At 36.9% G+C, this 11,450-nt stretch carries 11 protein-coding genes and 1 pseudogene; 7 read left to right on the top strand and 5 right to left on the bottom strand.

Annotation, left to right across the window (positions count from 1 at the left end; all coding sequences use genetic code 11):
• Positions 1 to 272 precede the first annotated feature (272 nt).
• Both C3945_RS11230 and C3945_RS12015 read left to right on the top strand, forming a co-directional pair.
• Positions 273 to 464, top strand: a complete 192-nt coding sequence (locus C3945_RS11230; RefSeq protein ID WP_161879742.1) for a hypothetical protein — start codon at positions 273 to 275, stop codon at positions 462 to 464.
• Positions 461 to 1,861: pseudogene (locus C3945_RS12015) on the top strand (amidase). The gene C3945_RS11230 and the pseudogene C3945_RS12015 overlap by 4 nt, the downstream one beginning before the upstream one ends.
• Positions 1,862 to 2,216: 355 nt before the next feature.
• On the opposite strand, the gene C3945_RS11220 reads toward C3945_RS12015, so the two are convergent.
• From C3945_RS11220 to C3945_RS11200, 5 genes are all read right to left on the bottom strand, one after another.
• On the bottom strand, positions 2,217 to 2,798 hold the full coding sequence (locus C3945_RS11220) for a hypothetical protein (RefSeq protein WP_161879741.1): 582 nt from the start codon (positions 2,796 to 2,798) through the stop codon (positions 2,217 to 2,219).
• Between the two features lie 74 nt (positions 2,799 to 2,872).
• Positions 2,873 to 3,088 (bottom strand): hypothetical protein, encoded by a 216-nt coding sequence (locus C3945_RS11215; RefSeq protein WP_161879740.1) that lies wholly within the window; start codon positions 3,086 to 3,088, stop codon positions 2,873 to 2,875.
• The gene (locus C3945_RS11210; RefSeq protein ID WP_202623363.1) at positions 3,078 to 4,214 is read right to left on the bottom strand and encodes a hypothetical protein; all 1,137 of its coding nucleotides are present in this window, start codon (positions 4,212 to 4,214) and stop codon (positions 3,078 to 3,080) included. The genes C3945_RS11215 and C3945_RS11210 overlap by 11 nt, the downstream gene beginning before the upstream one ends.
• An 11-nt stretch (positions 4,215 to 4,225) precedes the next feature.
• Positions 4,226 to 4,726: a hypothetical protein gene (locus C3945_RS11205; RefSeq protein ID WP_202623362.1), complete on the bottom strand. Its 501-nt coding sequence runs from the start codon at positions 4,724 to 4,726 to the stop codon at positions 4,226 to 4,228.
• Positions 4,727 to 4,815: 89 nt separating this feature from the next.
• Complete coding sequence (locus C3945_RS11200; RefSeq protein WP_161879739.1) at positions 4,816 to 6,225, bottom strand: IS5 family transposase; 1,410 nt, start codon at positions 6,223 to 6,225, stop codon at positions 4,816 to 4,818.
• A 143-nt stretch (positions 6,226 to 6,368) separates the two neighbouring features.
• Between C3945_RS11200 and C3945_RS11195 the strand changes: the two genes are divergently transcribed.
• The 5 genes from C3945_RS11195 to C3945_RS11175 all read left to right on the top strand — a co-directional run.
• A complete protein-coding gene (locus tag C3945_RS11195; RefSeq protein ID WP_000608644.1) occupies positions 6,369 to 7,631 on the top strand; it encodes an IS1380-like element ISEcp1 family transposase in 1,263 nt (420 codons plus the stop codon).
• 328 nt (positions 7,632 to 7,959) lie between these two features.
• A complete protein-coding gene (locus C3945_RS11190; protein ID WP_161879738.1) occupies positions 7,960 to 9,210 on the top strand; it encodes a glycosyltransferase family 2 protein in 1,251 nt (416 codons plus the stop codon).
• A gap of 20 nt (positions 9,211 to 9,230) precedes the next feature.
• Positions 9,231 to 10,394, top strand: coding sequence for a GtrA family protein (locus C3945_RS11185; protein ID WP_091266169.1), 1,164 nt, complete (start codon positions 9,231 to 9,233; stop codon positions 10,392 to 10,394).
• Positions 10,395 to 10,663: 269 nt separating this feature from the next.
• A complete protein-coding gene (locus C3945_RS11180) occupies positions 10,664 to 10,837 on the top strand; it encodes a hypothetical protein (protein ID WP_161879737.1) in 174 nt (57 codons plus the stop codon).
• A 51-nt stretch (positions 10,838 to 10,888) separates the two neighbouring features.
• Positions 10,889 to 11,450 (top strand): transposase (locus C3945_RS11175; RefSeq protein WP_237585552.1); only part of this gene is annotated, 562 nt, incomplete at its 3' end.

The raw sequence follows: 11,450 nt of genomic DNA, 5'->3' as shown, positions 1-11,450 counted from the left end.
TGTGTGGTAACTTTAAGATTAAAGGTCTCGTTTCTTTTTGTCCAATTATATCAAATACCGAGGTTTATTTTACACTAACTTCAAATTGTAATGAAAAAAACTGTATCTTTCTCAACAGTTTTAAAAACGAACTCGTCAGATACATACTACTTCACTAAACTAGCTCCCTTCTCCTAGTATTCCTATTTATCGAGCATCTCATTTGTAAAGGCACTATTAGAATAATCACTGCACTAAACCAATCAGGATGAAACTTTGAAGGTGGATCTTTAATGACTGTCAATACACTAAAAATAAGAGATCTATTGGCTGATAAAGGTGTCGATGTAGAAAAAGTAAACCTGGCAGATATGGCAATGATGATGGACCACCTAAAGAAAACAGAAAAGCAACTAGAAAACTTTCCCAATATAGCTAAACAAATACCCATTACTATTTTTGACAAGGAGGAAATCAATCAATGATAGATTTGGTATTTATGACGACGACCGAACTCACACCATTAATTGAAGCAGACGAGGTAGCCCCGGTCGAACTCCCCCAACAGTTCCTTAATGGAATTGAAAAGCTCGACGGTAAGCTGAAGCCCTATATCAGAGTCTTGCCGGACCAAGCGCTCGAACAAGCAAAAAAAGCGGAAGAAGAAATCCAAAACGGAAACTACAAAGGGCCGTTGCACGGAATTCCTTTGGCTATTAAAGATAATTATGAAACCAAAGGTATTAAATCCACAGCCGGAGCGAAACTATTGGAAGCCCATATCCCAACAAAAACGGCCTTTTCCCTTAAACGTATGTTGGAGGAAGGCGCAATTGTGCTTGGGAAACTGAACATGTTTCCACTCGGCACCGGCTCATACGAAACCAATGTGCATTTCGGAACTAACCATAACGCTTGGAAAAAGGGCTATATGCCGGGTGGTTCCAGCAGCGGAAGCGGCGCTGCATTAGCCGCCGGACTGTCGACCATCACGACGAGTACCGATACATTCGGTTCCAACCGAGTGCCGGCTGCTATGAGCGGCGTCTATGGACTGAAGCCGACTTACGGACGTGTCAGCTCGGAAGGTGTGATTACTCTAGCCTGGTCACTGGATCATCCGGGACCGATCACCCGCTCCGTATCCGACTTGGCGTTGATGATGAACTACATGGCTGGATACAATCCCTCCGATCCTGCCAGCTTGGACTTGCCGGATGAAGATTTCACTGCCGATCTCAACGCAGGTATTGAAGGCATGTCCATCGGAGTGCCGACCGCCTAGATGGAAGGTTTAGACAAAGAAGTCGAAGAATTGTTTCGCGAATCGATTGAGAAATTAGAAAAACTTGGAGCTAACGTAAAAGAGATTGATATCCCAGAATTGTCTCTATCGGCTTTTTCTGATTACGTGACGATGGCGAGTGAATTGACAACCTACAACGATGAGTTGGTCAAATCGAGTCTGGAAGGATTCCAAGATGATGTGCGAACCTTTTTAGCACTTGGCAAATCTCTAGACGCCACCCAATATCTAAAAGCACAACAATCCCGCAGAGAATTGACCGTAGCCTTTAAGATAGATTTTGAAGAAGTCGATTTCTTGCTTGGGCCAACGGTGCCGATTACGACACCGGCTTACAAGGATGATTGGGCAACGCAAAATTTGGAGTTGACCAAACATACCATGCGCTTTACAGCACCTGCAAACTTGGCAGGCATCCCTGCCTTATCCGTACCGATGGGGCTTGATTCCAACGTCTTACCAGTAGGTATGCAGTTTCTTGGCAAACACTTGTCTGAAAAACAATTGCTAAAAGCCGCAAAAGCCTGGGAAACCACCGAGCCAATCAATTATAGCGCAGAAAATGTAGATGTATAGAATTCAAAAAGACTCTCCGTGAGAAATGCGGAGAGTTTTTTTGATTATGATGACCATATTTTCTCATTTATGAGAAAAAAGGGCGGCTTCCTGTATCTCTAAATAACTGTACCACTCAAAACAATTTGCACAACTGTTTCTATATGCTTGGAGATGAGGTCATAGCTGTCAATTTCATTCTCATTAGTTCATTTTTTATCAATGCTCGTACTGGGAAACATATCTAAGATTGTCAGTCGTATGTGGGAAAATATCAAAAGAGTTTAGCCACTATAGAAAATAGTATGGAATACCCTCTTCTAATAATTGACATTTCTTATCTTATCAGAATCATAACCAACTTTCTTAAACATACTTAATACCAGCGGCTCTTCATATCCTCATCGTAAGCAGCTAATATTCGCTTATACTCTACAGGATCATCGTTCTCACAATCCAATTTTATTGTTCGATCTACAATAGGCTCTAAGGAGTCAGGATTATACCAAGGTTCCTTAATGGTTAAATAAATAATCTTCTTAGTTTTTTGTCGTCCCGCCATTTCTTTCAACATCTGAATTTCTTTTTCATTTTTAGTTACACTTTGTATCGGCCATACAATCATAAAATCGAAAGCATAATCATCATATTTATCACTATTACTTTTAGTGGTTAAATTATTAAAGAATATTTTTAGATTTGACAATTTCATTCCCTGCCCATATTTTTGGGGCACTTTGACTTTATAGAGTTCTGCCCATCGGAAAAAGTCCTCCATACCATTTTTTGATGTATGAATTAGATTGATTAATCCTTTCATTTCCCCCTGGGCATTGAGTGCTTTTAGAAGGACTTGATGCTTTTCCTTATCAGCTATTCCTCGCAACAGTAATGTTTTTTCGCTTTCATTGCTTAGAAAATCTACAACTTGATCATATGCATTCTTTATATCAGACATTTTCTTCATCCTCCTCAGTATCATCAATATAAAATCACATCTGGAACCGATTAAAATTATTAGTCTTTGAGAACTTAAAATTTCTTTATGTTTTTAACTACGTCGAAAGTACTCTTAATGATTTTGCCACCGTTTTTTTTGACTAAAAATACAATGCCCGCTACGCCTAATGCGCTTACTATATTAACTCCTGTTTTTTGGCACTTTGGACAAAGTCCCGTTTTATTTTTTGGATCAGTGATAATTCTTCCACACGGACAATTTTTTTCTGATTTATTCTTATTCTCCATCGTAAACATCCTCCACAGAAACTATAAATACATCATTCTTATATTCACCATTCATACTTAATTCCAAAGTCTTAATACCTGACTCTAAAGCTGGTCGCATTTCCTTTGAAAAAGTATACCAACAATTCATATTTGTTTTATTGTATGGAAAGTAATCATGCATCAGCTCTGCAGTTGATAAGCCTTTTCTTGTTACCGGCTTTGTCAATACATCATACATAACATGCTGGTACTGCTGTAATACAGTTTTTGCAGTTTTTCCATCCCCCATATGCTCTAAAAGCTGCATACGCACACCGACAAATTTTGTTGCAATTTGGAAGTCGCTCGTTAGGTACCCCATGTATCGATTCAATGGATTCCCAAATTGTACAAAAGGGATATTTGTGAGTCTTGCAAACCTCTTTGATGTTGTTTCAATATCTGCATAAATTGCATTTAGAGCAGTCCTAATTTTCCCGTCAGCCTCTTTCAATAGTAATACGCGTTCATCGTCAGACTCTTTATTTTCTGCCTCTAATACTAATTCCCTTGCATCTAAAAATGGAACAATAATATCTCTGTCTCTATCTTTTTCAAGCTGATATGTTTGGAATTCTTGTATATCTGTCAATTTTGCATATATTTGACGCATTTGAAGTTGATTCCCAATACTTCTTACAGTCTCAATATTTCCTGAATCGTTAATAACCTTTTTCAATGTAATATCTTTAATTCTCACATCATTTTCATCTAAAATTACTGCTCTTAGATTTCCATCCACCTGTTTTGATTCTCCTACCTTGTATAGTCCTTTTTTCAACTTGGATTTAATATCAAGAGGCAAATTCTCAAAATCAGGAAGCAAAGTTATATTCCCTCGCATAATTACATCAGCTTGATGTATGACATCATTTATTATTCCCAGATTGGCAACAGGCAGTTCAGAGACATTCTCTAAAGTTGATTGCTCCCTTAAAGTCAAAGACATCTGCTGAACGTATTCGTCAAAGAATTCACTCATGGCCGTAATATCTCTACCATATCTATCAATGTCAGTCTTAAATAACATAAGAGGCTTACATGCTACTTTATCAACTCTTTCCCCATCCTGGTTATCAGAAGTGTTATCTAATTCTGCTGTCATTGTCGACCTCCTTATTCAAGCAACTGACGTATTCTTGTTGTCAATATTGCTTTTCTCTTTTCATAGAAATCATCAAAGCATTCCAATTCCAACGATAACTCATTTGGAATGATAGCTTGCTTACGAAATTCAGATTTCTGCTCATCGTTCATATCATTATAATAATCAGCAAGCCTCATATCACTCTTGCTGGCATTACTTCTACCCTCTAATAAATGTAAGTTTGCCAATCTATTCCTATTACCTCTCCACCTTTTCCAATCTTCCATAGAAACAGATATTGGCTTGTTCCCATCAAATCTTTCGTATGGATGAAGGTGGTCTTGTTCATATTTAATATGTTTCTTTCTCCAATCAAGGCTAAGATAAAATAAGGCTTCTCCAGCAACTCTACCACCTTTTTCTGAGTTTAAAATATCTTCGATCTTACCGTCAGTTACTCTGAGGTCGTTCATTTGGTTGAGCATATCAACTGTTATTTCATAGTCATTTTTATTGATTCTACTTTTCATTTGTTGTAGCTTGCTAGTTGTTCCAGATTGGAAATACGTAAATAATATGGCTCTAATTAATGCCTGCTGAATAAATCCCCATTTTTAGCTTACGGGTTCACCAGGGGTTCAATTCTGGGTAAGCTCATCCGTTGGATGAGAGTCAAAAAAATGCGCAATGAAACCTTGGACAGGTTCATTGTAAGGATGGATAAAGCAATTACACACAGACTGGTCTCTTCAAGGCGTGTTCGAATAAGTCTGAGCCCGAACTTTCTTTTCGCCAGGCTGAAGCCTCTTTCGACCTCTACTCGATCACAGTTGTCAGTGTATTCTTGTTTTTTGTCAATCTTTTGATCCTTCTTGGGCCTGCCGAGCGACGGTCCGGATAATCGGATTCCGAGTTCTTTGCAGTAGCTCAAGTTTGTGCGATTTCGGTATATTTTATCCGCCAAAACTCGTTCAGGATAAACTCCCATCCGTTCTTTGTAGCGTTCCACCGCAACTATGAGGCATTCGCTCTCGTTGTAGGCATCGAAGGAAATTTTTTCGAGTCGGGCGTACCCATTGGTTATGCTCATGTCCAGTTTGGCTCCGAACTCCACTGGATTCTTGGCTTTTCCACGGACAATCGGGCGGATAAACGGCTGGCTGATACTGACGATGCGATCCTGCACTTTGTGCGTCCTGCTTGTGTGCATGTAGAGCTGCTGTTCATACAATTTCCGCAAAGTCCCCAACAGGTCGGCTTGCTTCGTTCCTAGCGTATAACCTTGCTCCAGAAATGCGTCGATGTAACCTAAATCCCGCCGGATGTAGTTCAGTTGCTTGCCGATGGCTTTGCGAATTTGTTTGCCACTTTTCTTTTTCTTGCGCGCGATGTTGAGATAATCCCTTCGGGCCATTTTCCGATAGGTGCGGGGTTTGGGAAGGTGGTTTGCTTCGCAGATTACATCGATGATGCCTTCCAACTTTTCCCGACATTCGTTCAACAGTTCCGTGTCTTGCGGGAACTTGATTTCTGAAGGCGCGCAAGTGGCATCTAGAATTAGCGTCCCTTCATTCTCAGATCCTGATGCATCATTGTCATCATCATTGTCATTATCATCTGCTCCATCATCTATAGGTTTGAGGATCAATTCATTGATTTCAATCAGAATTTCGGACGAGAGACGTTTGCGGAAGTGCACCATCGAAGAAGCGTCGAACGGCTTTTCATCCTTATAAGAGGGTAGTCCGACAAAGTACTGCAGATAGGAATTTTCGCGAATCTGATTGACGACTTCGGTATCTGCATACTGAAATTCGCTTTGAATAATCAAGGCACCTAGTGCCATCCTTAACGGTTTGGCGATGTTTCCTCTGTCACTGTTGAACAGAGCAGCGTACTTATCTTCAATGACTGACCAGGGAATCGAATCCGCTTTTTTGACCCAACGGTTTTCTGGGTTCATCGTCAGGCCCAATGGCTGATCGAAGTCATAAATGGTTAATTGCCGATTTGTCTGCTTTTTGTACATTTTCATCGCCTCTTCGTATCATTTTTGAAAAAAGTGCACGGGTTTTTGGTGTTTTGCGCTGGATTCCATGCATCTATTATACCAAAAAACATCTAAAAACGCTGTTATGATAAGGTTTGTTAATTATTCAGTAGACATTAATTATGATTAATAAAATTGATTTCAAAGCTAAGAATCTAACATCAAATGCAGGTCTTTTTCTGCTCCTTGAGAATGCAAAAAGCAATGGGATTTTTGATTTTATTGAAAATGACCTCGTATTTGATAATGACTCAACAAATAAAATCAAGATGAATCATATAAAGACCATGCTCTGCGGTCACTTCATTGGCATTGATAAGTTAGAACGTCTAAAGCTACTTCAAAATGATCCCCTCGTCAACGAGTTTGATATTTCCGTAAAAGAACCTGAAACAGTGTCACGGTTTCTAGGAAACTTCAACTTCAAGACAACCCAAATGTTTAGAGACATTAATTTTAAAGTCTTTAAAAAACTGCTCACTAAAAGTAAATTGACATCCATTACGATTGATATTGATAGTAGTGTAATTAACGTAGAAGGTCATCAAGAAGGTGCGTCAAAAGGATATAATCCTAAGAAACTGGGAAACCGATGCTACAATATCCAATTTGCATTTTGCGACGAATTAAAAGCATATGTTACCGGATTTGTAAGAAGTGGCAATACTTACACTGCAAACGGTGCTGCGGAAATGATCAAAGAAATTGTTGCTAACATCAAATCAGACGATTTAGAAATTTTATTTCGAATGGATAGTGGCTACTTTGATGAAAAAATTATCGAAACGATAGAATCTCTTGGATGCAAATATTTAATTAAAGCCAAAAGTTATTCTACACTCACCTCACAAGCAACGAATTCATCAATTGTATTCGTTAAAGGAGAAGAAGGTAGAGAAACTACAGAACTGTATACAAAATTAGTTAAATGGGAAAAAGACAGAAGATTTGTCGTATCTCGCGTACTGAAACCAGAAAAAGAAAGAGCACAATTATCACTTTTAGAAGGTTCCGAATACGACTACTTTTTCTTTGTAACAAATACTACCTTGCTTTCTGAAAAAGTAGTTATATACTATGAAAAGCGTGGTAATGCTGAAAACTATATCAAAGAAGCCAAATACGACATGGCGGTGGGTCATCTCTTGCTAAAGTCATTTTGGGCGAATGAAGCCGTGTTTCAAATGATGATGCTTTCATATAACCTATTTTTGTTGTTCAAGTTTGATTCCTTGGACTCTTCAGAATACAGACAGCAAATAAAGACCTTTCGTTTGAAGTATGTATTTCTTGCAGCAAAAATAATCAAAACCGCAAGATATGTAATCATGAAGTTGTCGGAAAACTATCCGTACAAGGGAGTGTATGAAAAATGTCTGGTATAATAAGAATATCATCAATAAAATTGAGTGTTGCTCTGTGGATAACTTGCAGAGTTTATTAAGTATCATTGCAGCAAAGATGAAATCAATGATTTATCAAAAATGATTGAAAGGTGGTTGTAAATAATGTCACAATGTGTGAGAAGCAGTCTAAATTCTTCGTGAAATAGTGATTTTTGAAGCTAATAAAAAACACACGTGGAATTTAGGGAATATATATAACTAGTCAATTTGTGTCTTATAGGGTCTTTTGGAAAAGCCTTCAGGGTTTTATTTTATAGACATAATATTAGTTTTACTAGTATTAAATTAATCAAGGAAGGATATTGATATGCTAGAGATCATTTACATTTGGTTTATTAATTTATGTAAAATATATGCTATATATTTTATCTTTATATCTATATTTTCAATATTTGGGAAAAAGAAAGAAAAAGAAACCAATAAAAAGCTTAGATTTGCAGTGCTTATTGCAGCAAGAAATGAGGAGAACTGTATCTCAGGAATTGTTGATAGTTTAAAGCATCAAGAATACCCTGAGGAATTAATAGATGTCTTTGTAATACCAAATCATTGTACGGACAATACAGCAGAGGTTGCAAAAACTGCGGGTGCTTATGTTATGGAAGCACCAAAGAATGTGAATTATAAAGGCGATGCATTAAGGTTTGCAACAGATAAATTATTAAAAAGCGACAAACAATATGATGCCTTTTTAGTATTTGATGCAGACAATGAAGCGTGTCCAGAATTTGTATCATCAATGAATAAAACACTTTGCAATGGTTCAAGAGTAGCAAAGAGCAGAATATTTGCAAAAAATCGCGAGGATTCATGGGTTGCAATGTGCTATGATATACATTTTTGTACTGCTAATTTGTTTTTGAATAGAGCAAGGGTTCGGATAGGACTTTCGGCGAGACTAGTTGGGACAGGCTTTGCGGTAACAAGTGACTTTTTGCGAGAAATCGATGGATTTAAGACAGAAACAATAACAGAAGATGCTGAGTTCTTTGCTATTTGTGCTGCCCGTGGAGAAAAAATAGGATTTTGTGAAGATGCCATTACCTATGATGAACAATCTCTTGGGTTTATGACATCTTTGATTCAACGAAAGCGTTGGATGAGTGGTATCATGCAGGTACTGGTATTGAAATTTAATGATTTAATAAGGGGATTGTTTCGGAAAGAAAGTGCAAAATATTCGCTAGACACTCTGATACAATTTACTTTTGCCTATATTCAAGCAGTGATTCCATTTGTCCTATTGCTAGGAATAATAGATAGACCAATGGCTTTTATTCACTCTTTACCCATGACCATTTTAAGAGGATATATATATATCTTATCCACGGCCCTAATCGTTTTATTTTTTGAAAAACGGTTGAAATTTTCGAGAAATGTGATTGCAGGCATTTTGCTCTACCCACTTTTTGTGATTAGCTTTATTCCATTACAAACAGTGTCTCTATTTAAGAAGACGGTTGACTGGAAAGAAACAGAACATACTGGTGTCCGGATGTATGGGGAAAAATCAAATAAAAAAAATCACCATAAAAAAAAAACAGAAGCACAATCATAAAGTGAGAGTGAGAAAAAGCTATGTATTCAGCTAAAGTGATGGGAATCCATTTTAAAAAAGCTGCGACCTACTTTAGAAATTTTGGATTATCTGCAATGCTTGATCTTAGTATATTTGCAATCATACTATTTTTTGCAAAACCTATTTTTGGAACGGGAATGGCTATTTTAATGGCAAGTGTAACGGCTCGTATTCTGTCATCACTTGTTAATTTCAGGCTCAACAAAGTGCTTTTTCTGGGAGGAAACAGTAAGAAGAGAAGCTATCTAATAAAATATTATATTCTTTGGTTAGGCCTTCTAACTTCATCGGCCAGCATGATTTATATTATCAATGATGTTTTTGCTATCAATGAGGTTATAGCAAAAACGATATCCGATATTTCCTTGGGTATTTTTAGTTATCAAACTCAGATGAGATGGGTTTTTAGGGAAAATTCATCTAAAAAAACAAAAGGCATATACTTTAGAGTGGTAAGAAAAATTCTTGCTTGTTTTATGAAAAGAGAAGTGATGGTTGATAAAAAAATATTTTCAAAAGAAAATGTATTGGTAGGACATCATCAAAATTTCTATGGTCCAGTCTCTTGTATGCTATATCTACCAGATTCAGTTCATTTTTGGGTGGTTTCTCACCTTTTTACTTTTAAAGAATGTTTCAACATGTATTATCAACATACTTTTAAAAAAATCATAAAATTACCAAAGATACTTGCCTTTATAATGGCAGTTCTTTGTGGTCTCTTCATTCCACCATTGATAAAATCAGCAAAAGCAATTCCTGTTTATAGAGAATCAAGAAAAATCACAAAAACTTTAACACAGAGTATTGATTTACTAAATCAAGGAAAGCAAGTCATGATTTTTCCTGATGCTGAATATGATGATGATGGTCAAATAATGGGCGAGATTTATAATGGTTTTATGCATCTAGAGAAGCTCTACCATCGAGCTAACAAGAAGCATATTGGTTTTGTGCCTATTATTACAGACAAAAAAACTGGGAAAATCATCAACTCCAAGGCACTTTACTTTAATGATAAGACTCCCTATAATGTGCAAAAAAATATTTTAACCAATCAAATAAGGGATAGTATGAATTTAAAATATAAGGACAATACAGGGCTGAAAACACACAGCCATATGAGTGAGATGAAGGTGAAATCCACTTATAGAAAGCGGTGAATCAATTGATAAAATCTATCCAATGCTCGCTTTGCAGTTCAAGAACAAAGTTATTGTACAAAATTAAAAATAAGAAATATTATAAATGTGACAACTGTTTTTCAGTCATGTTGGACCCTTTAGATTATTTATCTCAAGAAGAAGAAAAAGAAAGATATAAAAACCATCACTAGTGTTGCATTAAAATATTAACCTGTTCCATGGCATAAAAAAATCCTTTATACTAGTACTTGGATGACTTATCCAAGACCAATACAAAGGATCTATGCATGGATAAGTATAAAACAAAAATGACAATAAATAAATGGTTTTCGTATATTAAATTAGAACAATTAAGCTTAGATTCTCGTCAAGCCATCGAACAATTTGATCGTTATGCAAAGAAATTGACATTTAAGAAAGTAATAAAGCTCTTTCTGTATGCCATTAACGATGAAACCTAAAGTTTACGACACCTAGACCAACAATTTGTCAATCCGAATTTGAAAAAAGTAATGGGGATAGACTCTATCAGTTACTCTCAGCTTTCTCGTGCCCTACGGGCACTTGAACCAAGTGTATTACTGGAGGTTTTTAATCATTTACTTTCTCTTGTGCATAAAAAGACGAAGGTAAAGTCGAAAGAAAAACTCTATCTGATTGATTCCACAACCTTTTCATTTAGCAAGAATTCCTATCCATGGGCGCATTTTAGACCGACAAAAGCTGGCATAAAGTTACATTTAAAAGTCTGCTTCATGAATGAAAGTTGGGTGCACCCTGAACAATTTGAAGTATCTCCTGCTTCTGAACATGATCATGAACACTTAGAAGTTTTTATTAATGAGCCACTGGCTACTTACGTTTTTGATCGTGGCTATCTTGATTTCGCTCAATTTGATCAAATGCATTGGGACGGGTATTTCTTCGTTTCTCGGATTAAGAAGAATACGAAAGTACATGTGCAAGCCCATTTACCCGTTCCTAAAGGAACGGGTATTATCAGTGATCAATTGGTTCAATTGGGCAGTCAAGTTTACTTAACGAGTCTCTTTCGTCTTGTGACGATAGAAAGAA

The sequence above is a fragment of the Alkalibacterium sp. MB6 genome (genome assembly GCF_009935905.1).
Lineage (GTDB): Bacteria > Bacillota > Bacilli > Lactobacillales > Carnobacteriaceae_A > Alkalibacterium.
This window is presented reverse-complemented; position numbering and strand designations above follow the sequence as displayed.

Bases quoted from the DNA above. Each gene is read 5' to 3' on its own strand.
- C3945_RS11230 (WP_161879742.1), top strand. From the start codon at position 273: ATGACTGTCAATACACTAAAAATAAGAGATCTATTGGCTGATAAAGGT.
- C3945_RS11220 (WP_161879741.1), bottom strand. From the start codon at position 2,798: ATGTCTGATATAAAGAATGCATATGATCAAGTTGTAGATTTTCTAAGC.
- C3945_RS11215 (WP_161879740.1), bottom strand. From the start codon at position 3,088: ATGGAGAATAAGAATAAATCAGAAAAAAATTGTCCGTGTGGAAGAATT.
- C3945_RS11210 (WP_202623363.1), bottom strand. From the start codon at position 4,214: ATGACAGCAGAATTAGATAACACTTCTGATAACCAGGATGGGGAAAGA.
- C3945_RS11205 (WP_202623362.1), bottom strand. From the start codon at position 4,726: ATGAAAAGTAGAATCAATAAAAATGACTATGAAATAACAGTTGATATG.
- C3945_RS11200 (WP_161879739.1), bottom strand. From the start codon at position 6,225: ATGTACAAAAAGCAGACAAATCGGCAATTAACCATTTATGACTTCGAT.
- C3945_RS11195 (WP_000608644.1), top strand. From the start codon at position 6,369: ATGATTAATAAAATTGATTTCAAAGCTAAGAATCTAACATCAAATGCA.
- C3945_RS11190 (WP_161879738.1), top strand. From the start codon at position 7,960: ATGCTAGAGATCATTTACATTTGGTTTATTAATTTATGTAAAATATAT.
- C3945_RS11185 (WP_091266169.1), top strand. From the start codon at position 9,231: ATGTATTCAGCTAAAGTGATGGGAATCCATTTTAAAAAAGCTGCGACC.
- C3945_RS11180 (WP_161879737.1), top strand. From the start codon at position 10,664: ATGGATAAGTATAAAACAAAAATGACAATAAATAAATGGTTTTCGTAT.